The sequence below is a fragment of the Pseudonocardia sp. DR1-2 genome (genome assembly GCF_023717215.1).
In the GTDB taxonomy this organism is placed as follows: domain Bacteria; phylum Actinomycetota; class Actinomycetes; order Mycobacteriales; family Pseudonocardiaceae; genus Pseudonocardia; species Pseudonocardia alni.
Map to the genome: position 1 here is coordinate 51,679 of NZ_JAMQOF010000002.1, position 26,570 is coordinate 78,248.

At 75.3% G+C, this 26,570-nt stretch carries 26 protein-coding genes; 13 read left to right on the forward strand and 13 right to left on the reverse strand.

Features of this window, described 5'->3' with window-relative positions:
• The first annotated feature begins 166 nt into the window (after positions 1-166).
• The 4 genes from ND486_RS04955 to ND486_RS04970 all read left to right on the forward strand — a co-directional run bounded on the left by ND486_RS04955 (position 167) and on the right by ND486_RS04970 (position 3,063).
• The gene (locus ND486_RS04955; protein ID WP_083658651.1) at positions 167-607 is read left to right on the forward strand and encodes a Fur family transcriptional regulator; all 441 of its coding nucleotides are present in this window, start codon (positions 167-169) and stop codon (positions 605-607) included.
• Positions 604-1,731 carry a glycine cleavage T C-terminal barrel domain-containing protein gene (locus ND486_RS04960; protein ID WP_251783051.1) on the forward strand — a complete coding sequence of 376 codons (1,128 nt, stop codon included), beginning with the start codon at positions 604-606 and terminating at the stop codon, positions 1,729-1,731. Before ND486_RS04955 ends, ND486_RS04960 begins: the two co-directional genes overlap by 4 nt.
• 220 nt (positions 1,732-1,951) lie before the next feature.
• Positions 1,952-2,155, forward strand: coding sequence for a DUF3073 domain-containing protein (locus ND486_RS04965; RefSeq protein ID WP_062399683.1), 204 nt, complete (start codon positions 1,952-1,954; stop codon positions 2,153-2,155).
• Between the two features lie 164 nt (positions 2,156-2,319).
• Complete coding sequence (locus ND486_RS04970; protein ID WP_251783052.1) at positions 2,320-3,063, forward strand: NUDIX domain-containing protein; 744 nt, start codon at positions 2,320-2,322, stop codon at positions 3,061-3,063.
• A 22-nt stretch (positions 3,064-3,085) separates the two neighbouring features.
• On the opposite strand, the gene purM is transcribed toward ND486_RS04970, so the two are convergent.
• The 4 genes from purM to purL all read right to left on the reverse strand — a co-directional run bounded on the left by purM (position 3,086) and on the right by purL (position 8,577).
• Positions 3,086-4,183, reverse strand: coding sequence for a phosphoribosylformylglycinamidine cyclo-ligase (gene purM, locus ND486_RS04975; protein WP_208820618.1), 1,098 nt, complete (start codon positions 4,181-4,183; stop codon positions 3,086-3,088).
• A 43-nt stretch (positions 4,184-4,226) separates the two neighbouring features.
• On the reverse strand, positions 4,227-5,813 hold the full coding sequence (gene purF, locus ND486_RS04980; RefSeq protein ID WP_285898309.1) for an amidophosphoribosyltransferase: 1,587 nt from the start codon (positions 5,811-5,813) through the stop codon (positions 4,227-4,229).
• A 119-nt stretch (positions 5,814-5,932) separates the two neighbouring features.
• Positions 5,933-6,271 (reverse strand): sterol carrier family protein, encoded by a 339-nt coding sequence (locus tag ND486_RS04985; protein ID WP_251783053.1) that lies wholly within the window; start codon positions 6,269-6,271, stop codon positions 5,933-5,935.
• On the reverse strand, positions 6,271-8,577 hold the full coding sequence (gene purL, locus ND486_RS04990; RefSeq protein WP_208820616.1) for a phosphoribosylformylglycinamidine synthase subunit PurL: 2,307 nt from the start codon (positions 8,575-8,577) through the stop codon (positions 6,271-6,273). Before purL ends, ND486_RS04985 begins: the two co-directional genes overlap by 1 nt.
• Positions 8,578-8,727: 150 nt before the next feature.
• Here purL and ND486_RS04995 point away from each other — a divergent pair, with 150 nt between their 5' ends.
• On the forward strand, positions 8,728-9,141 hold the full coding sequence (locus ND486_RS04995) for a hypothetical protein (RefSeq protein WP_251783054.1): 414 nt from the start codon (positions 8,728-8,730) through the stop codon (positions 9,139-9,141).
• A 56-nt stretch (positions 9,142-9,197) separates the two neighbouring features.
• Here the strand turns inward: ND486_RS04995 and ND486_RS05000 are convergent, their stop codons facing one another.
• Positions 9,198-9,761, reverse strand: a complete 564-nt coding sequence (locus ND486_RS05000; protein ID WP_251783055.1) for an RNA polymerase sigma factor — start codon at positions 9,759-9,761, stop codon at positions 9,198-9,200.
• A gap of 89 nt (positions 9,762-9,850) precedes the next feature.
• Here ND486_RS05000 and ND486_RS05005 point away from each other — a divergent pair, with 89 nt between their 5' ends.
• The 4 genes from ND486_RS05005 to ND486_RS05020 are packed head-to-tail and all read left to right on the forward strand — an operon-like array spanning position 9,851 to position 15,843.
• Entirely contained in the window at positions 9,851-10,039 is a 189-nt protein-coding gene (locus tag ND486_RS05005; RefSeq protein ID WP_251783056.1) for a hypothetical protein, read from the forward strand.
• Complete coding sequence (locus ND486_RS05010; protein WP_251783057.1) at positions 10,036-11,916, forward strand: dynamin family protein; 1,881 nt, start codon at positions 10,036-10,038, stop codon at positions 11,914-11,916. The genes ND486_RS05005 and ND486_RS05010 overlap by 4 nt, the downstream gene beginning before the upstream one ends.
• Entirely contained in the window at positions 11,913-13,907 is a 1,995-nt protein-coding gene (locus ND486_RS05015) for a dynamin family protein (protein WP_251783058.1), read from the forward strand. The genes ND486_RS05010 and ND486_RS05015 overlap by 4 nt, the downstream gene beginning before the upstream one ends.
• A gap of 49 nt (positions 13,908-13,956) precedes the next feature.
• On the forward strand, positions 13,957-15,843 hold the full coding sequence (locus ND486_RS05020) for a serine/threonine-protein kinase (protein ID WP_251783669.1): 1,887 nt from the start codon (positions 13,957-13,959) through the stop codon (positions 15,841-15,843).
• Between the two features lie 64 nt (positions 15,844-15,907).
• On the opposite strand, the gene purQ is transcribed toward ND486_RS05020, so the two are convergent.
• Both purQ and purS read right to left on the reverse strand, forming a co-directional pair.
• Positions 15,908-16,582, reverse strand: a complete 675-nt coding sequence (gene purQ, locus ND486_RS05025) for a phosphoribosylformylglycinamidine synthase subunit PurQ (RefSeq protein WP_251783059.1) — start codon at positions 16,580-16,582, stop codon at positions 15,908-15,910.
• Positions 16,579-16,812: a phosphoribosylformylglycinamidine synthase subunit PurS gene (gene purS, locus ND486_RS05030; protein WP_251783060.1), complete on the reverse strand. Its 234-nt coding sequence runs from the start codon at positions 16,810-16,812 to the stop codon at positions 16,579-16,581. Before purS ends, purQ begins: the two co-directional genes overlap by 4 nt.
• A gap of 60 nt (positions 16,813-16,872) precedes the next feature.
• Between purS and ND486_RS05035 the strand changes: the two genes are divergently transcribed.
• The 3 genes from ND486_RS05035 to ND486_RS05045 all read left to right on the forward strand — a co-directional run bounded on the left by ND486_RS05035 (position 16,873) and on the right by ND486_RS05045 (position 19,023).
• Positions 16,873-17,883 carry an NAD-dependent epimerase/dehydratase family protein gene (locus ND486_RS05035; protein ID WP_251783061.1) on the forward strand — a complete coding sequence of 337 codons (1,011 nt, stop codon included), beginning with the start codon at positions 16,873-16,875 and terminating at the stop codon, positions 17,881-17,883.
• 136 nt (positions 17,884-18,019) lie between these two features.
• A complete protein-coding gene (locus tag ND486_RS05040) occupies positions 18,020-18,652 on the forward strand; it encodes an MBL fold metallo-hydrolase (protein WP_208820596.1) in 633 nt (210 codons plus the stop codon).
• Positions 18,652-19,023, forward strand: a complete 372-nt coding sequence (locus ND486_RS05045; RefSeq protein ID WP_251783062.1) for a VOC family protein — start codon at positions 18,652-18,654, stop codon at positions 19,021-19,023. Before ND486_RS05040 ends, ND486_RS05045 begins: the two co-directional genes overlap by 1 nt.
• A gap of 77 nt (positions 19,024-19,100) precedes the next feature.
• Here the strand turns inward: ND486_RS05045 and ND486_RS05050 are convergent, their stop codons facing one another.
• The 6 genes from ND486_RS05050 to ND486_RS05075 form a co-directional block, all read right to left on the reverse strand.
• On the reverse strand, positions 19,101-19,859 hold the full coding sequence (locus ND486_RS05050) for a DUF2334 domain-containing protein (RefSeq protein WP_251783063.1): 759 nt from the start codon (positions 19,857-19,859) through the stop codon (positions 19,101-19,103).
• Positions 19,860-19,948: 89 nt separating this feature from the next.
• On the reverse strand, positions 19,949-20,671 hold the full coding sequence (locus tag ND486_RS05055; protein WP_251783064.1) for a GolD/DthD family dehydrogenase: 723 nt from the start codon (positions 20,669-20,671) through the stop codon (positions 19,949-19,951).
• A complete protein-coding gene (locus ND486_RS05060; RefSeq protein ID WP_251783065.1) occupies positions 20,671-21,177 on the reverse strand; it encodes a ribose-5-phosphate isomerase in 507 nt (168 codons plus the stop codon). Before ND486_RS05060 ends, ND486_RS05055 begins: the two co-directional genes overlap by 1 nt.
• On the reverse strand, positions 21,174-22,901 hold the full coding sequence (locus ND486_RS05065; RefSeq protein ID WP_251783066.1) for a dihydroxyacetone kinase family protein: 1,728 nt from the start codon (positions 22,899-22,901) through the stop codon (positions 21,174-21,176). The genes ND486_RS05060 and ND486_RS05065 overlap by 4 nt, the downstream gene beginning before the upstream one ends.
• Complete coding sequence (locus ND486_RS05070; RefSeq protein ID WP_178374790.1) at positions 22,898-24,220, reverse strand: RbtT/DalT/CsbX family MFS transporter; 1,323 nt, start codon at positions 24,218-24,220, stop codon at positions 22,898-22,900. The genes ND486_RS05065 and ND486_RS05070 overlap by 4 nt, the downstream gene beginning before the upstream one ends.
• Positions 24,221-24,231: 11 nt before the next feature.
• Positions 24,232-25,323, reverse strand: a complete 1,092-nt coding sequence (locus tag ND486_RS05075) for an alcohol dehydrogenase catalytic domain-containing protein (RefSeq protein ID WP_208820587.1) — start codon at positions 25,321-25,323, stop codon at positions 24,232-24,234.
• Positions 25,324-25,477: 154 nt separating this feature from the next.
• Here ND486_RS05075 and ND486_RS05080 point away from each other — a divergent pair, with 154 nt between their 5' ends.
• Positions 25,478-26,428: a sugar-binding transcriptional regulator gene (locus tag ND486_RS05080; protein ID WP_062404069.1), complete on the forward strand. Its 951-nt coding sequence runs from the start codon at positions 25,478-25,480 to the stop codon at positions 26,426-26,428.
• The last annotated feature ends 142 nt before the right edge of the window (positions 26,429-26,570 follow it).

Here is a 26,570-nt window from a genome sequence, read left to right on the forward strand (position 1 = left end):
CAGCGTGCAACGGTCGTCCGTCGGCGTGGCGGGCCCCGCGACGGACGGTTCCGTGACACGATGTGCGGTCACCGTCCTCGTGGCCCGAGCCTACCGGGCCGTACCGAATACCATCGGCGGTGTGGACAGCACACTGAAGGGCACGTTGCACCGGCGTGGGCTCCGGATGACCCCTCAACGCCAGCTCGTGCTGGACGCGGTCCGGGAGCTGGGGCACGCGACACCCGAGCAGGTGTGCAGCCGGGTCCAGGCGACGGCCCCGGCGGTGAACATCACGACGGTGTACCGGACGCTGGACCTGCTCGAGGAGCTCGGCGTCGTCCGGCACGCCCATCTCGGGCACGGTGCGCCGACCTACTCCGAGCACCAGCACCGCCACGTCCATCTCGTCTGCCACCACTGCGGCCGGGTGGACGAGGCGCCGACCGAGCTGCTCTCCGATGTGGCGAGTCGCACGCTCGCCGACCTGGGCTTCCACCTGGACGCGACGCACGTGGCCCTGTCCGGCACGTGCGTCGACTGTGCGCACGACGACGAGGACTCCGCCGACGGAGCCCCCGAGCAGGACGACACGGCGCCCCAGGAGGGCGCGGAGGGAGACCGGTGACCGTTCCCGGATCCGAGCAGGACCCCGACACCACCGACAACGCCGAGGACACGACCCCCGACCCGGACGACGCCGTCGCCACGCACCACGGCGACCCGCCGGCCGAGCAGCGGGCGATGGCCCGCTCCGCCGCCGTCGTCGACCGCGGGCACCGCGAGGTGCTGGCGGTGACCGGCGAGGAGCGGCTGTCCTGGCTGCACCTGCTGCTCACCCAGCACGTCAGCGAGCTGCCGCCCGGCACCGGCACCGAGGCCCTGGTGCTCGACGCGCAGGGCAGGGTGCTGCACCACATGGCCGTCGCGTCGTCGGCGGACACGGTCTGGCTCGACACCGAGCCCGGCGAGGGCGCGGCGCTGCTCGACTACCTGGCGAAGATGGTCTTCTGGTCGAAGGTGGAGCCGCGTGACGTCACCGCCGAGCTGGCGGTGCTGTCGGTCGTCGGCCCGGAGACCCCGGCCGTGCTCGCCGCGGCGGGGCTGCCGGTGCCCGATGCGCCGAACGGCGTCACGGCCCTGCCGGACGGCGGCTTCGTGCGACGGATGCCGTGGCCGGGCCGGGACGCGGCGGACGTCGTCGTCCCCCGCGGGACGAAGGAGGCCCGCTGGGCGGACCTCACCGCGGCCGGGGCGCGGGCCGCCGGGACGATCGCGTTCGAGGCGCTGCGGGTGGAGTCGCGCGCACCGCGCCTGCACCGCGACACCGACGACCGCACCATCCCGCACGAGGTCGGCTGGATCGGCTCCGCCGTGCACCTCACCAAGGGCTGCTACCGGGGCCAGGAGACCGTCGCCCGGGTCGCGAACCTGGGGCGCCCGCCGCGGCGCACGGTGCTGCTGATGCTCGACGCCGGCGACGAGGACCTGCCGCGCACCGGCGACCCGGTGGTGCGCGACGGCCGCACGGTCGGCCGCGTGGGCACGGTCGTCCAGCACCACGAGCTGGGCCCGGTGGCGCTCGCGCTGGTCAAGCGGTCGGTCCCGGTGGACGCCGAGCTGACCGCGGGTGTCGACGACCGGGTCTCCCCCGCGACGATCGACCCGGACTCCTACGAGCCGGACCCGGACACCCCGCCGCCGGGCCGCGCGGCGCGGGAACGGACGGGTGGCGCCGCGCGTCGCGGATGACGCGCGGCCCGGCCGGACCGCCGTGGGGCGACCACCGGGTGAACACGCGGGGCCCCGCGCCGGTCCGGGGCCGGGTCCGCCTGTGACGACGGCGGTGCCGCGTCGCATGTTCCGGGGTGAGCAGGGTACGGTTGTTTTCACGACATTGATGAGACGAGAGGGGCCGCCGGGTCGTGCGCAATGACCGGCCGCCCCTTCCCTGTTGTAAGGGGGACCTGCCATGGGGCGTGGACGAGCCAAGGCCAAGCAGACGAAGGTGGCCCGTGAGCTCAAGTACAGCTCCCCTTCTATGGATCTCGACGCCTTGCAGCGGGAGATCGGTAGCGCGACGGCGGTGACTACCGACAGCCGCGAGGACGACTACGGCGAGTACGACGACCTCGCCGCCAAGTACAACGACGAGGACGACGACCCTCGCCGTTGACGGCCACCCCGGCGCCCGGCCCCCGTCGTGACACGGCGGTTCGGGCGCCGCGGCACGTGCCGACCCGGGCGGTTTCCCCCGGCCGGTCGGATAGGGCAAGATCATGACCAGTCTCCTGTGGGAGGCTTGGTCACCGATCCCGTCACGCCCGAGGTGTTCAGCAGATGCGCGGCAACCTGTTCGCGGTCGCCGTCAACCTCGTCGTGCTGACCGTGCGGTCGGACCGTCTGCACGTGCTGCTCATCGAGCGGGGCGAGCCCCCGTTCCTCGGGCACTGGGCCCTGCCCGGTGGTTTCGTCCGCCCGGAGGAGGACCTCGTGCACACCGCCAGCCGGCGGTTGGGCGAGGAGACCGGGGCCGACACCGGCAGCGCCGTGTGCGGGCACCTCGAGCAGCTGGCGAGCTACGCCGCACCCGACCGCGATCCCCGTGGCCGGGTCCTGTCCGTGGGCTACCTCGCGCTGCTGCCGGACATGCCGGAGCCGACGCCGGGTGGCGGGGCCGCCGCGTCCGCGTGGTGCGCCGTCGACGACGTGCCGCCGCTGGCGTTCGACCACCGGCGCATCCTCGCCGACGGCGTGGAGCGGGCGAAGTCGAAGCTCGAGTACACGACGCTCGCCGTCTCGTTCTGCCCGGACGAGTTCACGGTGACCGACCTGCGCCGGGTCTACGAGGCCGTCTGGGAGACCTCCCTGGACCCGCGCAACTTCCAGCGCAAGGTGACCTCCACCGACGGCTTCCTCGTGCCGACGACGACGCTGGTCACCGGCGGCCGCGGGCGGCCGCCCCGGCTGTTCCGCCGCGGCCCGGCGACGGCGCTGCACCCGCCGATGCTGCGTGAGTCGCACCGCGCCGGGAACCGGCAGCCGGTGCCGCACGACACGGAGCTGCACCACTCCGTCGAGTGAGGGCGGACGGCGCGGGACCGCCTCAGAAGCGGGGGTGCTCCCCGCGCAGCTGCACCCGGGCACCGAGCTCGCCGGAACCGGCACCGTCGACGTCGCCGATCCGGCCGACCTCACCCAGGATCCAGGCGGGGACGTGCCGGGCGGTGAGGACGGCGAGGGCGCGGTCGACGTCCTCGGGCGGCAGCACCGCGACCATCCCGACGCCCATGTTGAACGTCTTCTCCATCTCCGCGCGCTCGACCCGGCCGCGGGACTGGATCAGCTTGAAGATCGGGGCCGGGGTCCACGAGCCGCGCTCCACGGTGGCCGCGAGGCCCTCCGGCAGCACCCGCTCCAGGTTGCGGGCCAGCCCGCCGCCGGTGATGTGGGAGAACGTCCGCACGCCGGTCTCGGCGGTGATCGCCAGGCAGTCCTTGGCGTAGATCCGGGTCGGGACGAGCAGCTCCTCGCCGAGGGAGTGGTCGAACTCCTCCAGCTCGCCGGCCAGCGGCAGCCGGGCGATGTCGAGCAGCACGTGGCGGGCCAGGGAGTAGCCGTTGGAGTGCAGCCCGGAGGAGCCGAGCGCGACCAGCACGTCGCCGGGGCGGACGCGCTCGGGCCGCAGCATCTTCTCGGCGTCGACGACACCGACACCGGTGGCGGAGAGGTCGTAGGCGCCCTCCTCCATCAGCCCGGGGTGCTCGGCGGTCTCGCCGCCGAGCAGCGCGCAGCCCGCGGTCTGGCAGCCCTCGGCGATGCCGCGCACGATCGTCGCCACCCGGTCGGGGACGATCTTGCCGATGGCGATGTAGTCCTGCAGGAACAGCGGCTCGGCCCCGCAGACGACCAGGTCGTCCACGACCATCGCGACGAGGTCCTGGCCGATGGTGTCGTGCTTGTCCATCGCCTGCGCGATCGCGACCTTGGTGCCGACGCCGTCGGTCGAGGCGGCCAGCACCGGCTCGGAGTACTTGCCGAACTTCGCCGCGAACAGACCGGCGAAACCGCCGATGCCGCCGCGCACCTCGGGCCGGGTGGCCTTCTCGGCGAACGGACGGAAACGCTCGACCGCCTGCTCCCCCGCGTCGATGTCCACCCCCGCGGAGGCGTAGCTGGCGGGGCCGGGCTCGGTCGAGGGCATGCGAGGTCTCTCCAGGTCGGGACGGGGTCGTGATCGGGTGCCGCTACGGGCGGGTCAGCGCTTCTCCGGCACCGTATCCGACGGACAGCGGGCCGGGATCGCCAGAGGCGGCGCCGGACGCCGTCGGCTCCGGGACGTCCTCCAGCAGGTGCTTGCCGAGCTGGGCCTCCTCCGGCAGCGGGATCGGGTACTCCCCGTCGAAGCAGGCGCAGCACAGCCGCGACCGCGGCTGCTCGGAGGCGGCGACCATCTGCTCGACCGAGACGTAGCCGAGGCTGTCCGAGCCGATCGAGCGTCGGACGCCCTCGGTGTCGGCGCCGTTGGCGATCAGCTCGGCCCGGCTGGCGAAGTCGATGCCGTAGAAGCAGGGCCAGCGCACGGGCGGCGAGGCGATCCGCACGTGCACCTCGAGGGCTCCGGCCTCGCGCAGCATCCGCACCAGCGCGCGCTGGGTGTTGCCGCGGACGATCGAGTCGTCGACGACGACCAGCCGCTTGCCCCGGATGACGTTGCGCAGCGGGTTCAGCTTCAGCCGGATGCCGAGCTGGCGGATGGTCTGGCTGGGCTGGATGAAGGTGCGCCCGACGTAGGCGTTCTTCACCAGGCCCTGGCCGTAGGGGATGCCGGAGCCCTGGGCGTAGCCGATGGCGGCCGGGGTGCCGGACTCCGGGACCGGGATGACCAGGTCGGCCTCGACCGGGTGCTCCTCGGCGAGCCGGCGGCCGATCTCCACCCGGGTGTCGTAGACCGAGCGGCCGGCGATGGTGGTGTCCGGGCGCGCCAGGTAGACGTACTCGAACACGCAGCCCTTCGGCTCCGGGGCGGCGAAGCGCTGGCTGCGGATGCCGTCGGCGTCGATCGCGATGAGCTCGCCCGGCTCGACCTCGCGGACGAACGAGGCGCCGACGATGTCCAGCGCCGCCGTCTCCGACGCGACGACCCAGCCGCGCTCCAGGCGGCCCAGGACCAGCGGGCGGACGCCGTGGGAGTCGCGGGCGGCGTAGAGGGTGCTCTCGTCGGCGAAGGTCAGCGAGAACGCGCCGCGCAGCCGCGGCAGCAGCCGCATCGCGGCCTCGTAGACGCCGAGGTCCGCGGCGCCCGCGGCCAGCAGCTCGGTGAGCAGGTCGGAGTCGGTGGTCGCGCGCAGCCCGGACCGCTTGCGGTTCTCCAGCTTCGCGACGTCCTCGCGCAGCTCGGCGGTGTTCACCAGGTTGCCGTTGTGACCCAGCGCCAGACCGGAGCCCGCGGCCGTGGTGCGGAACGTCGGCTGGGCGTTCTCCCAGGTCGTCGCGCCGGTCGTCGAGTAGCGGCAGTGGCCGACGGCGAGGTGCCCGCGCAGCGAGGACAGCGTCTGCTCGTCGAACACCTGGCTGACCAGGCCGAGGTCCTTGAACACCACGGTGCGGCGGCCGTCGGACACGGCGATGCCTGCGGCCTCCTGGCCGCGGTGCTGCAGCGCGTAGAGGCCGTAGTAGGTCATCTTCGCGACGTCCTCGCCGGGGGCCCAGACGCCGAACACACCGCACTCCTCGCGGGGTCCTTGCTCGTCGGGCTCGGCGGCGGGGGGTGTGACGGGGGTGAGGGAGAGGGTTCGTTCAGGGCTGACGTGCTCGTTCCGTACGGAACTCAACGCGGCGCTCCTCGGCTGGCGGCGTACCGGGACCAGGGGACGACTGTACGCCCCGAGATCACGTATCCCCAGGTACGGGGACAGGGGTCACGTCGGGGTCGCACACCGCACCCGTCCGGTCACGGCGTGCGGAGCGGCAGGAACGCGGCGATCTCGCCGGCCCGCGATCCGGACGCCGACACCCGCCCGGCGGCGAGCGCGTCGTCCCAGGTCAGGCGGCCGACGGCGAGCGCGATCCAGGTCCGCGGGTCGGCCTCGACGACGTTCGGCGGGGTGCCGCGGGTGTGCCGAGGCCCCTCGACGCACTGCACCGCACCGAACGGCGGGACCCGCACCTCGACGCTGCGGCCCGGCGCGCGCCGGGCCAGCTCGTCGAGCGACGCCTTCACCGCCGACTTCCGTGTCGCCCGGTCCGGCTCGACCCCGTCGTCGACCCAGTCCAGGAGGACGTCGGACATCAGACCGAGACGGCGCCGAACCGCGCCGGGAGCGTGCCCTCCCAGGCGGCGCGCAGCTCGTCGAGCGCCAGCGTACCGAGGGCGTCGCCCAGGTCGAGGACGTCGCCGCCGGTCTCGCCGAGCCGCAGCGCCGGGACACCGGCCTCGGCGGCGCGGGCCAGGAACGCCTCGGCGCCGTCGGCGGGCACGGTGACCAGCACCCGTCCGGCGGACTCGGCGAACAGCGCGGTGAACGAGTCCTCGTGCACCCCGGCCAGGTCGACGCGGGCGCCCCGGCCCCCGGCGAGCGCGGCCTCGACCAGTCCCTGGGCGAGGCCACCGTCGGACAGGTCGTGGCTGCCGGTCAGCGCCCGGTCCGCGGCCGCGGCGGCGAGGAGCTGCGCGAGGCGCCGCTCGTGCTCCAGGTCGACGGCGGGCGGCCGTCCGCCGAGGTGCCCGTGCACCTCGTGCGCCCACTCCGACCCGCCGAACTCGGCGGCGGTGGTGCCGAGCAGGACGACCGTGTCGCCGTCGGCGCCGGCGAACCCGGACCGGACCGCGGTGGTGACGTCGTCGATCACGCCGAGCACGCCGACCACCGGGGTCGGCAGGATCGCCGTCGTCCCGGTCTGGTTGTAGAAGCTGACGTTGCCGCCGGTGACCGGGGTGCCCAGCACCGCGCAGCCGTCGGCGAGACCGCGCACGGCCTGCTCGAACTGCCACATGACGTGCGGGTCCTCCGGAGAGCCGAAGTTCAGGCAGTCGGTGACGGCGAGCGGCACGGCGCCGGAGGTCGCGACGTTGCGGTAGGCCTCGGCCAGCGCGAGCTGCGCGCCGACGTACGGGTCGAGCGCCACGAAGCGGGCGTTGCAGTCGGTGGCGACGGCGATGCCGCGGCCGGTGGACTCGTCGACCTGCACGACCCCGGAGTCGGCGCCGTGCGCGGCGACGGTGTTGCCGCGCACGTAGCGGTCGTACTGGTCGGTGACCCACGACCGGGACGCGAGGTTCGGGGCGGCGGCCATCCGCAGGATCTCCGCGCGCAGCTCGGACGGGGTCTCCGGGCGGGGCAGCGCCTCCGGCGAGTCCGCGTTCAGCGCGTCCTGCTTCGCGTCGTCGCGGGTGACCGGGCGGGTGTAGACCGGGCCCTCGTGGGCGACCGTGCGCGGCGGCACGTCGACGACGGTCTCGCCCTGGGAGGTGATCACCAGGCGGTCGCCGTCGGTGACCTCGCCGATCACGGTGGCGATGGTGTCCCACTTGCGGCAGACGGCGAGGAAGGCCTCGACGTTCTCCGGGGTGACGACCGCGCACATCCGCTCCTGGGACTCCGAGGAGAGGATCTCGGCGGCGGTCATGCCGGTGGCGCGCAGCGGGACGGCGTCGAGGTCGACGTGCATGCCGCCGTCACCGGCGGAGGCGAGCTCGGAGGTCGCGCAGGACAGCCCGGCGCCGCCGAGGTCCTGGATGCCGACGACGAGCCCGGCCGCGAACAGCTCCAGGCAGCACTCGATGAGGACCTTCTCGGTGAACGGGTCGCCGACCTGGACGCTCGGGAGCTTCTTCCGCCCGGTGCCGCCGCCGGCGGAGTCGAAGGTCTCCGACGCCAGCACGGACACGCCGCCGATGCCGTCGAGCCCGGTCGTCGCACCGAACAGGATGATCTTGTTGCCGGTGCCGGAGGCGAACGCGAGGTGCAGGTCCTCGGTCTTCAGCGCTCCCACACACAGGGCGTTGACCAGCGGGTTCCCCGCGTAGGACGGGTCGAAGACGACCTCGCCCGCGACGTTCGGCAGGCCGAGACAGTTCCCGTAGCCGCCGACACCGGCGACGATGCCGGGCAGCACCCGGCCGGTGTCGTCGGCGTCGAGCGGGCCGAAACGCAGCGGGTCGCCGACCGCGATCGGGCGCGCGCCCATCGCCATGATGTCGCGGACGATGCCGCCGACACCGGTCGCCGCGCCCTGGTAGGGCTCGACGTAGGACGGGTGGTTGTGCGACTCGACCTTGAAGGTGACCGCCCAACCGTCGCCGACGGACACGACGCCCGCGTTCTCGCCGATCCCGGCGAGCATCGTCGAGCGCATCTGTTCGGTGGTGGTCTCACCGAAGTAGCGCAGGTGGACCTTGGAGGACTTGTAGGAGCAGTGCTCGCTCCACATCACCGAGTACATCGCCAGCTCGGCGTCGGTGGGCCGGCGGCCGAGGATCTCCCGGATACGGGCGTACTCGTCGTCCTTGAGCCCCAGCTCCCGGAAGGGCTGCGGCTGCTCCGGAGTGGCCTCGGCGTGCTTGACGGAATCGACCGGCACCTGGGACTGCGTCACGGGGTCAGGGTAGACGGGGCTCCCCCGCCCGCGTCCCTGCACGGTGCCGGGGCCCACAGGCGGGGTTCCCCACAGCGGGGTGAAACGCACCCGCCGCCCGCGGCATCCCCTCGTGCACAGGCCCACCGGGCCACGGACGAGGGGAACACCATGAGCGACTTCGACACCACCACCGCCACCGTCGACGACGTGCGGGCCGCCGACCTGGACCACGACGGCTACCAGGAGTCGGTGCTCGCCGACACGAACGGCGACGGCGAGATCGACCTGGTCGCGAGCGACACCGACGGCGACGGCGCGGCCGACTACGGCGTGCTCGACACCGACTACGACGGCGTCGCCGACACCGAGGTCCGCGACACCGACGGCGACGGCGTGTTCGACGCCGGCCGGACCGACACCGACGGCGACGGCTACCTGGAGAGCGCCGCGGTGTTCACCGACACCGACGGCGACGGGGTCTTCGACACCACCACCGTCGCGGTCGACGGCGACGGGGACGGCAGCGCCGACGACGTCGTCTCCTCCGGCGGGACCGGCAGCGGGATCTTCTCCGTCGCGTGACCCGCGGACCGGAGGTCGTGCGGACCGGGGAGCCACCCGGTCCGCACGGCCGGGGCTCAGCGCCCGAGCTCGGCCGCCAGCCGGAGCCGGCCCCGGTGGACCCAGACCCGCGCGCTCGCCGGGGTCGCCCCCATCAGGGCCGCGATCTGCTCGTAGGACAGGTCACCGGCCCGCAGGAGCAGGGCCTCACGGTGCTTCTCGGGCAGCAGGCCCAGCGCCCGCTGCACGGCGTCGACCTCGGTGACCGCCCCGGCGAACGGGTCGACGGCCCCGCCGACCGGTTCGAGGTCCTCGACCGGCTCGGGGCGGCGCGACCGGGCCCGCAGGACCGACCGGGCGGCGTTGCGCGCGATCGCCTGCACCCAGGCGGTGAACGGGCAGCGGCCGTCGAAGCGGTCGAGGTTCTGCCAGACCGCGATCTGGGTGTCCTGCAGCGCGTCGTCGGCGTCGGCCCGGTTGCCGGTCAGCCGCAGGCACAGCGCGTGGGCCTGGCGGTGGGCGGGCGCCCACAGCGCGCGGAAGGCCTGCTCGTCGCCGGCCCGGGCCCGCTCCAGCAGCTCGGTGGTGTCGCTCGCGTGCAGCGGGCGGAGCAGGGTCGTCGCGCCGGTCGTGGTCGTCATCGTCGGTGTGCCTCTCGTCCGTGGTGTCCGCTGCACCGTCGGACCACGGGCTTGCAAGCGACTTGCAGCGGACTGTCGAGGAGCGCGAGATGGACCTGAACGACGACCGTGAGCTGCAGCGACTGCTGCTCGGCACCGCCGGGCCGGACGACCCGGCGGCCGAGGAGAACCGGTTCGCGACGACGTTCGCCGCCGCGTACCGGCCGGAGCTGGCGGCACTGCTGCCGGGCGGGGTCCTCTCCGGGCCCGACGACGCGACCCCGGACGGTGCGGCGTGACCACCGCGACCGCGCTCGTCGACACCCGGGCGCTGCTCGGGCTGCCCGACCCGGCCGTCGTCCTGCGGACCGCGTGCCGCACCGCGGCCGGTCGGGCCCACGACCCCGGCCTGCGCGCCGAGCTGACCCGGATCGCCGACACGCTCGGCAGGCCGCTGCAGCTCGCGGTCGCCGGGGCGGTCGGCGCCGGGAAGTCGACGCTGATCAACGCGATCCTCGGCCGCCCGGTCGCCCCCGCCGACGCGGGCGAGTGCACCCGGGTCGTCACCTGGTACTCCTACGGCCCCGACGACGGGCTGGTGGTCGTCGAGCGGCGCCACGGCGCTCCGGTGCTGCGCCGGCTCGTCGACGGCCGGATGCCCGAGGACCTCGGTTGCCCGGTCGCCGAGGTGCTGCGGGTGCGCGTCCTGCTCGACGACCCGCGGCTGCGGGTGCTCACCGTGATCGACACCCCGGGCGTCGACACCGTCCGTGCCGCGACCGAGGAGGCGACGCGGCGGCTGCTGTTCGGCGACGACGCCGCCGGGCACGCCCAGGCGCTCGTCTACGTGCTGCGCCACCTGCAGCGCTTCGACGCCGACGTGCTCGCCGAGTTCCGCGCGCTGTCCGGGGCGGCCGGGATGACCGCCGTCGACACCGCCGCCGTGCTCAGCCACGTCGACCGGGTCCCGGGTAGGGACCCCTGGCCCGACGCGCACCGGGTGGCCGGGCGGGCACGGGCGGCGCTGCGCGGGGTGGCGCTGGACGTCGCGCCGGTGTCGGGCCTGCTGGCCGAGACCGCGCGCTGCCGGCTGCTGGGCCCCGCCGAGCTCACCGGGCTCCGCGCGCTGGCCGCCCTCGACGACGACCTGCTCGACGACCTCCTGCTGGACCTCGACGACTTCACCGGGCACGGCGCGGCCGACCTCACCGCGGACCTCGGCGACGGCCCCGCCGCCGCCCTCGACGCGGCCCTGCCCGCGCCGGTGCGGGCCGCGCTGACCGGCAGGCTGCACCGCTACGGCATCCGGGTCGCGGTCGACCTGCTGCGCTCCCGGCCGGACGCCGGGCCCGACGCGCTGCACGCCGCGCTGCTCGCCGCCTCCGGCCACGACGACGGGCTCGGCCCGGCCGTCGACCGGTTCCGGCGGCACGCGCACCGGCTCACCGCGCACGCCGCGGTGGCCCGGATCCGCCGCCTCGCCGCACAGCCCGCACGGCACCCGGCGGACCGGGCCGCCGTCGCCGGGCTGCACCGGGTGGTCGACGCCGACCGGCGGATCGCGACCGAGCTGCGGGCACTCGCCCTGCCCGCCGCCGGCGCCGCCGTCGCCCGCGGGGACCTGCTCCTGGACGGACCGATGACCGACGAGCTGATGCGGATGGTCCGGGAGGACGACGTCGCCGCCCAGCTGGGGCTGCCCCCGACGGCCGGCGCCGGGGAGGTCGTGGCCCGGGCGCGGGCCGCGGCCGCGCGCTGGCGGGCCGTGGCCGACGCCGCGGGCCGGACGGTCGGCGGGCGGCGGGCCCGCGACGTGCTCGCCGTCCTGGAGTCGATCGCCGACTCCCTCGGCGGCCCCGCCGCGCCCCGCCCGGGACCGGCGCCCGGCGGCTCACCGCTGGACCGGGGCCGGCTGCTGGCGCTGGCCGCGCACCCGTCGGTGCCCCAGGACGACCGGGACGCGCTCACCCGGCTGGCCCGTTCCCGCACCGCACACCGCGCGGTCGGGCTGCGCGGCGCGACCCCCGACGAGCGCCGGGCCGCCGCCGCGGGCCTCGCCACCCGGCTGCGACGCCTGGCCGCCGCGCCCCTGCCCGGCCCCGAGCGGGCCACCCTGCACGCGGTCTGCGACCTCTACGACCGGATCGCGGGCCCCCGACCCCGGGAGACCCCGTGACCGCCACCCCCGCCGACACCGTCACCGCGGTGCTGACCCTGGCCAACCGCGCCCACACCGAGGCCGCCGACGCCGGCCTGACCGACTGGCGCGACGCGCTCGCCGCCGCAGCCGGGCGGTGGAAGGACGACGTGCTGACCGTCGTCGTCGCGGGGGCGCAGAACCGCGGCAAGAGCAGGCTGCTCAACGCGCTGGGCGGGCACCGCGACCTGCTCCCGGTCGACGCCGACGTCGCCACCGGGACCCGGGTCCACCTGGAGTACGCCGACACCCCGGCCGTGACCGTCACCCGCCGCGACGAGGCGGGCCGGCCGGTCCGCTCGGTCGTCGCGGCGGACCGGGTCGCCGCGCACGTCGCGGTGGACGGCGCCGATCGGGCCGGGGTGGTCGAGGTCGTCGTCGGCGTGCCCCGGGAGCGGCTGCGGGGCCTGCGGCTGGTCGACACCCCCGGCGTGGACGGCCTGACCCTCGGCCACCGGCACACCACCGTCTCCGCGCTGCACACCGCGGACGGGCTGCTGCTGTGCGTCGGCGCGCAGGACCAGCCGGTGCTGCGGCACGAGCTGGAGTTCGCCGCCGAGGCCGCCGCCCGGGTGCCGTCGGTCGCCTTCGTCCTCACCAAGATCGACGACTCCGCGGCCTGGCCGGAGCTCCTGGCCGAGAACCGGGCCCGGCTCGCGACCTTCACCGCGGCCGCCGTCGCCGACGGCAGGCTCGACGCCGCGACCGCGCGCCGCCTGGAGCAGGCCCCCTGGGTGCCGGTGAGCGCGGCGCTGGCCGAGGCCGCCGACGACCTCGCCGCCCGCGGCCGCGACGCCCGGGCCGGCACCCGCCGTGAGCGCAGCGGGCTGCCCGCGCTCACCGCGCTGCTGGGGAGCTGGTCCCGGCGACGACGCGTGGCCCGGGCCGCCGCCGTCCTCACCCTGGTCGAGGGCGTCGCCCGCGCACTGGACGACCTGGCCCGCGACGAGGCCGCCGTCGGCTCGGGGGACGACGACGCGCTCGACCGGCGTCGCGCCGGCATCGACGACGACCTCGAGCGGCTGCGCGAGCTGCGCCGGGCCCGGCGTCGCAGCGGCATCGACCAGCAGTTCCTCGGCCAGGAGGCGGCCCGCCGCGCCCGGGTGCGGATGGAGGGCCACCGGCGGGCGTACGAGATCGAGATCGCCGGGCTGCACTCGCTGCGGGAGCTGCGCCGCTACCGGGAGCGGCTCCCGGAGGCGCTGGAGGGCACGCTCACCGCGGCCTGGGAGGAGATCGCCGCCGACACCCGTGACCTCGCGGCCACCGGACTGGCCGAGCACGTCCGGCGGCTCGGCCTGCCCCCGGTCGGGCTCGACACCGGGCTGCTGGACCGGCGGCCCCGTCCCGACGGCGCGGTCCGCGTCACCGACGGTCCGGCCGCGCGGGGCGTCGACGTGATCGCCGACGGGCTGCCGTCGGTGATGATGGCCAGCAGCATCAGCTTCGCCTCGGCGCACCTGCTGGGTCTGGGCGTGGGGCTCGCGTTCGCCGGACCGGTGGCCGTCGGCGTCGCCGTCGCCGGGGTGTTCCTGGTCCACAAGCGACGGCTGACCGAGGCCGCGCACACCCGGACCGCGCTGACGAAGGGGGTGAACGACGTCGTCGGTGCGGCCGCGGGCGAGATGGTGCTGACCGCACAGCAGGCCGTCGCGACCTGGCGGTCCACGGTCGACCAGACCGTCGACGAGCTGCTCGGCGCCCGTCGCGCCGAGCTGGAGCAGCGGCGCGCGGCCGTCGCCGAGGAGCACCGCCGCGACGCCGGACGCCGCCGCGACGCCACCGCCCGTGCGGAGCGGCGGGCCGGCGCGGTGCGGGAGCTCACCGGGCGGGCGCAGCAGCTGCGCGACGCGCTCGACGACCGGCTCGCCGCCCCGCCGACCTGCTCCGTCCGGGTGAGGTCCGGGACGGGTGTCGTCGACGCTGAAACGCCGGGCGCGCGCCCGGCGTCCCCCTCCCCGACACGGTGACGACAGCACCGCGACGACGGCACGGGTGGAGGTGGGCGCGGTGGCGGAGATGTTCGGTCACTACCGGATCGAGGGGGTCCTCGGCCGGGGCGGCATGGGGGAGGTCAGCCGGGCCTACGACACGCGCACCGAGCGCGTGGTCGCACTGAAGCGGCTGCGCCCGGAGCTGGCCGACGAGCCGGAGTACCGGTCGCGGTTCCAGCGCGAGTCGCGGACCGCGGCGCGGCTGTCGTCGCCGCACGTCATCCCGATCCACAACGTCGGCGAGATCGACGGCAGGCTGTTCATCGACATGCGGCTGGTCGCCGGGCGCGACCTCGCCGAGGCCGTCCGGGAGTCGGGCGCGCTCGACCCGCACCGGGTCGTCCGGCTGGTCGGGCAGGTCGCCGATGCGCTGCACGCCGCGCACGCCGACGGCCTGGTGCACCGCGACGTCAAGCCGTCCAACGTCCTGCTCGCCGACGGCGACCGCGACTTCGCCTACCTCGTCGACTTCGGCATCGCCAAGTCCACCGACGCCGGCACCGGGACGGCGCTGACCGGGACGGGCACCGCGATCGGGACGCTGGCCTACATGGCCCCCGAGCTGTTCCTCGGCGCGGCCGCGGACCGGCGGGTCGACGTGTACGCGCTGGCCTGCCTCACCTACGAGGCGCTGAGCGGTGCCGCCCCGTTCCGGGCCGAGGGGCCGGCGCTGATGTACCAGCACCTGAGCGCCGAGCGGCCGCGGATCTCCGCGGTGCGCCCCGAGCTCGCCGATGCCGACGACGTCCTGGTCCGCGGCATGGCCGTCGACCCGGACGAGCGGTTCGCGACGGCGCCGGAGTTCGCCGCCTCGCTGGCGCAGGCGCTGGGTGCGGATCCCGAGCGGTCGACGGCCTCCGGGCCGACCCGGGTGCTGTCCGGCGCCCCGTCCCAGGCCCCGGCGCCGGGTTCCCTGCCGGTCCGGGTCGCCGCCCCGGGGTCGGGGCCGGTCCCGGTCGCCGCCGGGGCCGCGGGCGCGGCGGGCACGGTGCCCGCCGCGGCGGGGGTCGCGGCGTCCGTGGGCACGGTCCCGGCTCCGGCCGGGACCGCGCCCGGGGTGCAGGGGGGCACCGGGCCCGGCGGGACGGCCGCGCTGTGGGGGCGGCCGCCGTGGGGACAGGCGGGACACGACAACGCGGCCCACGGCCCGTGGGCGGCACCGGCGACCCCGCCCGGCGGCCACGGCGTCCCACCCGGCCTCGCCGCCCCGGCCGGGCTCGGCGGCCCGTACTCCGGGCCGCAGGGCCCGTGGGTCCCGCCGCAGCCGCGGCGGCGCACCCACCCGGCGCTGGTCGCGGTGACCGCGGTGCTCGCCACCGTGGTGCTGGGCTTCGGCGCGCTGATGGTCGTCGGCACCGCCCTGGAGGACCCGGACGACGGGACCGCTCCCCCGGTCCCCACGGCCGCGCCCGCCGCGGCACCCACCACGGCCCCCGCGGCGGCACCGGCGTCGGCTGCACCGGCCGCGACCACGCCGATCCCCAACCGGGAGGCCGACCTCACCGTGCTGCGGCAGGTCTTCGGCTCCGCGGCCGCGCCCGGCTGCGTGACCGTCCCCGCGGACGACACCGGCTACGCCTCGATCGCCTCGATCCGCTGCGAGGACCCCGCGGACGGCGCGACGGTGTTCTACGACATGTGGTCGGACGCGGGCGACGCCCGCGCCTTCTACGACCACGTCCGCGCGGGTGCCTCGCTGCCTCCGGGCTCGGACACCTGGAGCTCCGGCGACGACGCCACCGTGCAGGGGCCGTTCTTCTCCCGCGGACCGACGCTGAGCCGCAACGCGGTCGCCGTCGCGCTCTGCGCGGACAAGCGGTTCTCGATCTACGTGGTCGCGCCCACCCAGGAGCAGGCGCAGGCCGGCTTCGCCGCGACGACGGCCGCCCCGGCGTCGGAGATCCCGGGCTGAACACGGAGACGGCCCGGCCGGTGGTCCGCGGGGACCGCCGGCCGGGCCGTGCCTCGTCGGCGGGTCAGGCGGTGACCCGGGCCAGCACCGAGATGAACAGGCCGAGGCCGTCCGCGGACGGGCCGGTCAGCTCGCTGGTCGCGTGCTCCGGGTGCGGCATGAGGCCGACCACGTTGCCCGCCGCGTTGGTGATGCCGGCGATGTCGCGGGTCGAGCCGTTGGGGGCGGGCTCGGCGTAGCGGAAGACCACGCGGCCCTCGCCCTCCAGCTCGTCGAGGGTCGCGGCGTCGGCGACGTAGCGGCCCTCCTGCGACTTCAGCGGGATCGTCAGCCGGTCCCCCGCGGTGTAGTCACGGGTCCACGCGGTCTGCGCGTTCTCCACGGTCAGCTCGAGATCGCGGCACAGGAAGTGCATCCCGGCGTTCGCGACGAGCGCGCCGGGGAGCAGGTGCGCCTCGCAGAGGATCTGGAAGCCGTTGCAGATGCCGAGCACCGGCAGACCGCGCCCGGCTCCGGCCACGACCTCGGTCATGATCGGCGCCAGGCTCGCGATCGCGCCGGCGCGCAGGTAGTCGCCGTAGGAGAACCCGCCCGGCACGACGACGGCGTCCACACCCTGCAGGTCGTGGTCGCCGTGCCACAGCGGGACGGCCTCGGCGCCGGCGCGGCGGACCGCGCGGGCGGCGTCGACGTCGTCCAGGGTACCCGGGAAGGTGATCACACCGACGCGGGTGCTCACAGCCGGGTCACCGTCCAGTCCTCGATCACCGGGTTCGCCAGCAGCGTGCCGGCGAGCCGGTGCAGGGTCTCGTCGTCGATGCCGTCCGAGACCTCGAGCTCGAAGTGCTTGCCCTGCCGCACCCCGCTCACGCCGGACACACCGATCCGGTCGAGCGCCCGGGTCACGGCCTGACCCTGCACGTCGAGGATCTCGGGCTTGGGCATCACGTCCACCACCACTCTGGCCACGGGGTCAGCCTACGGTGAACGGGGCGGACAACTCGACGTGCGTGCCCTCACCATCGGCGCATGCGATTCCTGGTGCTGGGTGGGACGGTCTTCCTCTCGCGCGCGGTCGCCGCGGCCGCACTGGCGGCCGGGCATGCGGTGACGTGCGTGTCGCGGGGTGTGTCCGGGGCGCCGCCGGACGGCGCGGAGGTGCTGGTGGCGGACCGCTCGCGGCCCGGGTCGCTCGCCGCGGCGCTGGACGGGCGGACCGCCGACGCCGTCGTCGATGTGGCGACGATGTCCGCGCCCTGGGTCCGCGACGCCCTCGACGCCCTGGACGGCCGCTTCGGGCACTGGACGTTCGTGTCCTCGATCAACGCCTACGCCGACCCGGCGGTGCGTGGCGGGACCGTCGACCAGCCGACCCTGGCGCCGCTGCACGACGAACCCGGCCCGGAGCGGTCCCGCACCGATCCCGACGTCTACGGCGCGGCGAAGGTCGGCAGCGAGCACGCGGTGCGCGAGCGGGCGGGCGACCGTGCGCACGTCGTCCGCGCCGGGCTGCTGTGCGGGCACGGGGACCGGCACGACCGCTACGGCTACTGGGCGAACCGGTTCGCCCGCGGCGGCCGGGTGGTGGTGCCGGACGCGCCCGCGCAGCCGATGCAGGTGGTCGACGTCGACGACCTGGCGGCCTGGGTCGTGGCGCGCGCCGAGACCGGCGCCACGGGCACCCACGACGGCACCGGTCCGCGGTCCACCCTGGACCGGGTGCTCGCGGCGACCGCGGAGGCCGTCGGCGCCGACGACCTCGAGCTGGTCCGCGTGCCCGGGGAGACCCTGCGGTCGCTGGACGTCGCGATCTGGGCGGGCCCGCGATCGCTGCCCCTGTGGCTGCCGGAGACGCACTGGGGCATCGCCGACCGCGACGTCACCGCGACCGTCGCCGCCGGGCTGGAGACCCGCCCGCTCGCCGCCACAGCCCGGGCGGCGCTGGCGTGGGAACGCGAGCTCGGTCTCGACCGCGGACGGGCCGCCGGACTGACCGCCGCCGAGGAACGGGCGGTGCTGATGGCGCACACCGGGGGCTGACGCCGTCGGCCGGGAAGACCGCTCAGCCGGACGGCTCGCGCAGCCGGACCGCGAACTCCGCCGGCGTGCCGGGCCACCCGAACTCGTCGGCGCGGCCGCCGGGCGCCGCGCCGCCGCGAGGCGGGATGCTGTGCCCATGAAGCTGACGCACTACGGCCACGCCTGCGTCCTGGTCGACACCGGAGCCGCACGCCTGCTGTTCGACCCCGGTGCCTTCTCCTCCGGGTTCAGCGGCCTGGAGGGCCTCGACGCGATCCTCGTCACCCACCAGCACTTCGACCACGTCGACGCCGACGCGCTGCGCACCCTGCTGCGCGCCAACCCCGACGCCGCCCTGGTCACCGACGGCCAGACCGCCGGGCAGCTCGACGGCATCGACGCCCGCACCGCCGCGCCCGGCGACGTGCTGGCCCTCGGCGGCGCCGAGGTGTCCGTCGTCGGGTCCGGGGACCACGCGCAGATCCACCCGGACATCCCGCTGGTCGCGAACAACGGCTACCTCGTCGACGGCGCGCTGCTCCACCCCGGCGACGCGTACGTCCCGCCGGGCGTCGACGAGCTGGCGACGCTGCTGCTCCCCACCGGCGCCCCCTGGCTGAAGGTGTCCGAGGCCGTCGACTACCTGCGGTCGGTCGCCCCGCGGACGGTGGTGCCGATCCACGAGGGCACCCTCGCCGACCCCACGCTCCACTACCGGTTCTTCGACAACCTGGGGCCCGACGCCACGACGCTCCTGGTCCCCGACCGGGAGACGGCGGTCGACGTCTGATGGCCCTGCAGTGGGAGCAGGTCGTCGTCGACGCCCGGGACCCGGTCCGGCTCGGCCGCTGGTGGGCCGAGGCCCTGGACTGGACGGTCGTGAACGCCTCGGCGACGGAGTTCGAGATCCAGCCCGCCGAGGGCGTCGTCCCGGGGCTGATCTTCGTGCCGGTCGCGGAGGGGAAGCGGACCAAGAACCGCCTGCACATCGACCTGCGGCCGGACGGCGTCCGCGACTCCGAGGTCGCCCGGCTGCTGATGCTGGGTGCCACCCGGGTCAACGTGGGCCAGCACCGGGCCCCGGCCGACGAGGTGTCCTGGACGGTGCTCGCCGACCCCGAGGGCAACGAGTTCTGCGTGCTCGGCGAGCGGCGGGCCTGACACCTGTCCACAGGTGGCACCGGTTGTCCACAGGAGAGCACACACTGTGGACAACCGGGCCGATCGCCGGGGAGTTCCTAGGCGGCCGGGGCCGCGGCGGGGAACAGCGTGCGGTGCACGGCGCCGACGGCGCCCGCCCCGCACGCCGCGTCGACGGCGGCCAGCGCGGCCTCGACGCGGTGCTCGCGACGCAGGTCCTTGGCCCGCAGCGCGAGCCGGACGAGCCCGCCGCGCTCGGCGGTGCGCACGGCCTGCTGCTCCAGTGCCCGTCCGCGGCGGCGCTCCCCGGCGCGGCGCCCGCCCCGCCAGGGCTCGGACGCCCGGAAGGTCAGCACGCGCGAGCGCAGCACCGGACCGCCGGTCGCGCGGACGGTCGTCTCGTCGGCGCAGAGGCCGAAGCCGAGGTCGGCGAGCGCGTCGAGGGTGCCCTCGGAGGCGATCCAGCCGGGCGGGGCGAAGCCGTCGGTGGACAGCCCGGTCGCGAGCAGGATCCGCCGGGCGCCGGTCAGCCGCAGGCCCGCCTCGTGCCGGGGCAGCGCCCCGAACTCGGTGCGGCGCCCGATCCGCGGCACGGAGCCGTTCTGCCAGGCGCCCACCGGGTCGCTCGTGTGGTCGAAACCGTGCAGGAGCAGGTCGTCCCCGGCGCGGACGCGGCCGGCGATCCAGCGGACCAGGTCGTCGCCGCGGCGCAGCGGCCCGTCGGGCCCCTTGGGCTGCACGAGGTGGGTCAGCGGCACGGCGCGCCGGTCCAGCTCCGCGGCGAACGCGGCGGCGCGGGCGCGGTCGGCGTCGTCGGAGTCGGTCAGGCCGGACAGCGAGACCAGCAGCGTGCTCATGGCCCCCATCCGACCCGACCGAGGTGAACCCCGCGTGGAGCCGCCGGATCGCGCGGACGACGATCGGCGGGCGTTCTCGGCAGCCGTCCTCAGCGGGCCGTGAACCCGCCGTCGACCCGCAGCTCGGCGCCGTTGACCATCGCGGCCTCGGCCGAGGCCAGGTAGACCACGGCCGCGGCGATCTCCGACGGCTCCGCGAACCGCCGCGCCGGGATCTCGGCGCGGTGGGCGTCCCCGGCCGGGTTGTCCCACGCCGCCCGCCCCAGGTCGGTGAGCACGACCGTCGGCGACACCGCGTTCACCGTCACCCCGTACGGCCCCCACTCGACGGCGAGGGTGCGGGTCAGCCCGGTGATCCCCGCCTTGGACGCGCAGTAGGCCGCGTGCTGCTCCAGCCCGCTGCTCGCCGCCTGCGAGGCGAGGTTCACGATCCGCCCGTACCCGCACTCCACCATGACCCGGCCCGCGGCCCGCGCCATCAGCCAGGACCCGGTGAGGTTGACGTCCAGGGTGCGGCGCCAGTCGTCGACCCCCAGCTCCAGCGCCGGGGCGAGCAGCGCGATCCCGGCCGAGTTGACCAGCACGTCGACCCGGCCGTGCCGGGCGACGACCTCGTCGACGCAGGCCTGGGCCGCGTCGGGGTCCGCGACGTCGACGACGTGCGCCGACGCGCAGACCTCCGGGACGCCGTCGGTGCGCAGGTCCGCACCGGCGACCACGGCGCCCTGCCCGGCGAGCGCCCGGGCCGCCTCGGCGCCGATGCCCGACGCCGCGCCGGTGACCAGCGCGACCGAACCGGTGAGATCGAACATCAGCAGTCCGTCCCGACCGTGCCCGCCTCGGCGAGCCGGTCACCGTCGCGGCGGTCGTAGGAGTCCAGCGCGGCGACCTTCTCCGCCGAGGCGCTGCCCGGGTCGAAGCGGTGGTCGAGCCAGCCGTCGACGAGCGTGCGGGCCAGCTCCAGCCCGACCACGCGCTGGCCCATGCAGAGGACCTGCGCGTTGTTGGACTTCACCGAGCGCTCGACGGAGAACGGGTCGTGCGCGGTGACCGCGCGGACACCCGGCACCTTGTTCGCCGAGATCGCGACGCCCAGCCCGGTCCCGCAGATGAGCAGGCCGCGGTCGGCCTGCCCGTCGGCGACCCTGCGTGCCGCGGCGACGCCGATGTGCGGGTAGGCGGTGTGCCCGTCCGCGCCGACGCCGACGTCGACGACCTCGGCGACGCGGTCGTCGGCCTCCAGGTCGGCCTTCAGCGCCTCCTTGTACTCGTACCCGGCGTCGTCCGCGCCGACGACGATGCGGAGCTTCTCGCTCACGTCTGCTCCTCCTGCGGTGTCAGGACGTCGGCGACGGCCGTGACGATCAGGCCGAGGCTGACCGCCCCGGCGTCGGGTGTGCCCACGCTCTTCTCGGCCAGCGGGCGGGCCCGGCCGATCCGGGGCCGCAGGTCGGCGGTGTCCCGCGCCCGGGCCGTGGCGACCTCGGCGGCCGCGGCCCACGCCCCGGCGAGCGGATCGCCGTCGCCGACCCGGCGCTCCAGCTCGTCGACGAAGGGCAGCAGCGCGTCGAGCAGGGTCTTGTCCCCCGCCCGTGCGCCGCCGAGCTGCTCGATGGTCGTCGCGAACCCGCGGACGCCGGCGGCGACGGTCGCGGCCGGGTAGCCGTCGGCGGTGTCGCCGAGGTGCCGCCCGAACGCCTCGAGCGCGGCGCCCCACAGCACCCCGGAGGTGCCGCCGGCGCGCTCGGCCCAGGCCTGCCCGGCCTGCTGGAGCACCCAGCCGCCGCCGACGTCGTCGCCGAGCTCGCCGACCCGGGCGGTGGCGGCGGTGATCCCCTTGAGCATGCCGCGGCCGTGGTCGCCGTCGCCCGCGACGGCGTCGATCCGGCCCAGCTCGTGCTCGTGGGAGCGGATCGTCGACTCCGCCGCCGCCAGCGCGGCGCGGACGGCGCCGGCGACGTCCCGGGCCGCATCGCTCGCCGCGGGCGCGGTGACGACGGCGTCGGCCTCGGCGAGCTCGTCGGCGGTCGGCTCGCGCAGCGCCGCCAGCGGTGCGGCGGTCTTGCGGTAGGCGGGGGTGTAGGCGTCCGCCCGCCACAGCGGTTCCAGCTCGTCGTCGAGCCACATCAGGGTGAGCGAACAGCCGCCCATGTCGAGGCTGGTCACGAGCTCGCCGACCTCCGGGTCGACGATCTCGTACCCGGCGTCGCGCAGCCGCGGCGCGACGTGACGCCACAGCAGGAACAGCTCCTCGTACTTCGTGGTGCCCAGCCCGTTGAGGATCGCCCCGACCCGGCCGGGCGCTCCCGTGGGCGCGTGCTTCAGCACGTCGTCGACCAGCAGCTCCGCCAGCTCGCGGGCGGGCAGCATCGGGACGTCGCGGATGCCGGGCTCGCCGTGGATGCCCAGGCCGAGCCCGAGATGTCCCTCGGGCACCGAGAACAGCGGCTCGTCCTCGCCGGGCATCGTGCAGCCGGTGAACGCGACGCCGAGGCTGCGGGTGGCCGCGTTGGCGGCCCGGCCGAGCCGCTCGACCTCGTCGAGGTCCGCACCGCGCGCGGCGGCGGCGCCCATCGCCTTGAACACGGTGAAGTCGCCGGCGATCCCGCGGCGCCGCGACTCCTCGTCGGCGGAGGCGACGTCGTCGGTGACGACCACGATGCGGGTGTCGATGCCCTCCTCGCGCAGCCGGTCGGCCGCGATCCCGAAGTTGATCGTGTCGCCGGCGTAGTTGCCGAAGCTGAAGACCACACCGCGGCCCTGGTCGGCGGCCTTCGCGACCGAGTACGCCTGGGCCGCCGACGGCGAGGTGAAGATGTTGCCGACGACGGCGCCGTGCGCCATCCCCGGCCCGACCGTCCCGCAGAACGCCGGGTAGTGGCCGGACCCGCCCCCGATGACGACGGCGACCTGCGGGCCGCCGTCGCCACGGTGGGCGACCACGCCGCCGTGCACCCCTCGGACACGGTCGGCGTAGAGGTCGAGGAAGCCGTCGAGCTGGTCGTCGGCGAACGTGGCGGGGTCGTCGTAGATCCTGGTCACGAGGTCTCCTTCACCGGGGTCGCGACGGCGGCGCGCGGCTCGGGGGCGTCCTGCGGGACGTTCAGGAACGAGACCATCACGAAGGCGGCCGCGTAGAGGGCGACGAAGGCCCACACGACACCGACGTTCCCGGCCCCGACCCCGAGCATCAGCGCGACGACGCCGGACCCGAGGAACGCGGCACCGCCCGCGGCGGTCGTGTACATGGCCATCGCGGCGCCCTTGTGGTCGGGTGCGAGCGCGGGCATGATCGCGCCCATCGGGACGAACCCGGCGAGCAGGCAGCCGAACACGCAGCCCGCGGCGACCGAGACCCAGAAGCCCCAGGTCGAGCCGGCCGGGACGAGCTGCGGGACGTACCACCACAGCAGCAGGCCGACGGCGGAGCCGAAGACGCCGAACCACTGCACCGTGCGGCGCCAGCCCCACCGGTCGCCGACGGCCCCGAACACCGCGTTGACCAGGATGTTCGTCGCGTAGACGAACACGGTCATGGTCAGCCAGCGGCTCTGGCCCCAGCCGAGGTCCACCGCGATGACGGTCGGCAGGATGATGAACATGCCGTACTGCGGCGCGGTGTTGATCAGCCGGACCAGGAAGCCCATGAGGATCTTCGGGTTGGCCGCGGTGAGCCGCAGCCCGGCGCTGAGCACCTGGCCCGTGGTCTCCCCCGCCGGCGCGAGCCGACGGGTGGCGTGCGGCTCGTGCACCCCGAAGCGGGCGATCAGGTACCCGGCGACGACGAGCGCGGTCGAGCCGACCATCGCGGCGGTCTCGCCGCCGGTGCCCCCGCCGAAGGCCGGGATCATGCCGAGCGCGAACAGAGAGCCCAGGGTGGGCAGGCCGCCGGTGAACATGACGTAGAACCAGCCGACGGCGACGCCGTTGCGCGAGTACGGCGTGACGACGTTGATCCACACCAGGAACGCGAACGCGAAGAGCGGGAAGCCGAAGCCGCGCAGGAAGTAGGTGGCGGCGACCAGCGGGAGGCTGCCGATCTGCAGGCTCAGCAGGAACAGCACCTCGAACACGACCCAGACGGCGACGCCGAGGGTCATGACGCGGCGCGGACCCCACAGGTCGGCCAGCGCGCCGGACAGGTAGCTGGCGACGAGCACGGCCAGGCTGTAGCCGGTGATGATCGTCGCGACGGTGGCCTCGGGCGAGCCGAGCACCGCCTCGATGTGCGGGGAGATGAAGTTGGACTCGGTCCCGTTGCCGGTCATGAAGACCAGCACGCCGAGGAAGCCCCAGCGCAGGGAGTGCGGGATGCCGATGCGGTCGAGGAAGGTCTCGTGCTGCGGAGCGGCGCTGCTCATCGTCGACCCCCTCAGGCGTTCGGGAGGATCGAGACCTTGACCGACGCACCGGAGGTGTCGCCGACGAGGTCGAGGGCCTTCTGGAACTCCGCGAGCGGCACCTGGTGGGTGCAGATGTCGGAGATCGGGAGCTTGCCGTCCTCCAGCATCTTGATCGCGGCGGGCCAGCAGTGCGGGCCGAGGTGGGCGCCGCGGACGTCGAGCTCCTTGTCGTCGGAGATGATCGACCAGTCCACGGTGACCTCGGACCCGAAGACCGAGTACTCGACGTAGGTGCCGAGCTTGCGCAGCAGGTTGAGCCCCTGCGCGACGGCCGGGACGGCGCCGGAGCCCTCCAGGTAGACGTCGGCGCCGTAGCCGTCGGTGAGTTCCTTGACCTTCGCGACGGCGTCCTCGCGGGCGATGTTGATCGTGAGGTCGGCGCCGGTGCGGCGGCCGAGCTCCAGCTTCTCGTCGTCGAGGTCGAGCGCGATCAGCAGCCGCGGGTTCTTCGCGCGGGCGCCGGCGATCAGGCCGAGGCCGATCGGGCCGCACCCGGCGACGACCACGACGTCGTCGAACCCGATGGTGCCCCGCTCGACGGCGTGCAGCGCGCAGGACAGGGGCTCGGCGAACGCGGCGTGCTGCGGTTCCAGGTCCGGCGAGACACGGTGCACCCGGGCGCGCGTCGGGACCAGCATGTACTGGGCCATCGCGCCGTCGAAGTTCCGGAAGCCGAACATGTCGTGCGGCCCGCACATCCAGTACTGGCCGCGCAGGCAGTAGCGGCACTGCTCGCACGGGACGATCTGCTCGCAGGCGACGCGGTCGCCGACGGACACGCCGTGCAGGGCGAGGCCCTCGTCGTCACCGGAGACGATCCGGCCGACGAACTCGTGACCGGGCGTGACACCGGTCTGGGCCCAGGCGGGCCGGTTGTCGTCGCCCCAGAACTTCGCGGCGCCGTGGTAGCACTTCAGGTCGCTGGCACACACGCCGACGGCCTCGACCTGCATCAGCAGCTCGCCGGGGCCGGGCCGGGGGACGTCCACCTCCTCCAGCCGGTAGTCCTCGGGGCCGTGCACGACGACCGCCTGCATCCGGGTCGGGATGTTCTCTCCCACGGCGAAACCTCCGTTGGTGCCATGCGGGGTGCTGCATGCGACTGGCGTTGAGCATGCGTTCCAGTGTGAACATCCGTCAACACATCGGTTCCGACTTGAACAAACGTGCAGTACGCTTGACTGGTACCGATCCGGACCGGCGGAGGAGGTGGCGATGGCGCCGCACGACGTCTCCCGGCGCGACCTGGGGCTGATGCACCGGGCCGCGCGGCTGTACTACGTCGACGAGCTCAACCAGGCCGCGATCGCCGACCGGCTCACCGTGTCGCGTCCGACCGTCTCCCGGCTGCTCGCCGAGGCCCGCCGGGTCGGGATCGTGCAGATCACCGTGCACGACCCGGACTCGCTGCACACCGGTGGCGACGACGCACCCCGGCTCGCCGCCGCGCTCGGGCTGGACCGCGTGTGGCTGGCCCCGCGCCCCGCCACCGACCTCGGTCAGTCGCTCGCCGAGCCGGTCGGCGAGGCGCTGCGGGAGGCCGGGCTGCGCGCCGGTGACGTCCTGCTCGTCTCCTCCGGGCGCACCGTGTGGGAGCTCAGCCACACCGCGCTGCCCGCGCTGGCCGGCTGCGAGATCGTGCCGACCGTCGGCGGGGTCGCCGAACCCGAGGCGTGGCACCAGACCAACGAGATCGTCCGGTCGGTCGCCGAACGCGGACACGGACGCCCGCACTTCCTGTTCACCCAGGCCATGCCGTCACCGGCGATGAGCCGCACGCTCGCCGAGGACCCGGAGTTCCGGCGGGTCACCGGGTTCTGGATGCGCGCACAGGCCGCGCTGGTCGGCGTCGGCGCCCCGCCCGCGGGCCGCGCGTCGATCTCGACCTCGGTCCCGCTCGACGACGAGGGCCTCCAGGACGGCGTCGGCGACGTCTGCCTGAACTTCTACCGCGCCGACGGCCGCCCGATCGCCTTCCCGGGCAGCGACCGGATGGTGCGGATCTCCCCGGAGCAGCTGCGACGGGTGCCGCGGACGATCGCCGTCGCCGTCGGGGAGGAGAAGGTGCCGAGCATCGTCGGCGGGGCGCGGGCGGGCCTGTTCAACCGCCTGGTGACCGACGCCCCGACCGCCCAGGCCCTGCTGGACGCCCTCGGCCCCGGCTGACCCACCGACGACGTCGGACGGCGGCGAAGGTGCCCGGTGAGCGGAGCGAGTCCTCGCACCGCTCGGCGTGATCGGACGAGGCCCGCCATCCACCCGGTTCCGAGGAGGCGTCGTCGCCGGCTCGGCGCGCGGGAGCACACTG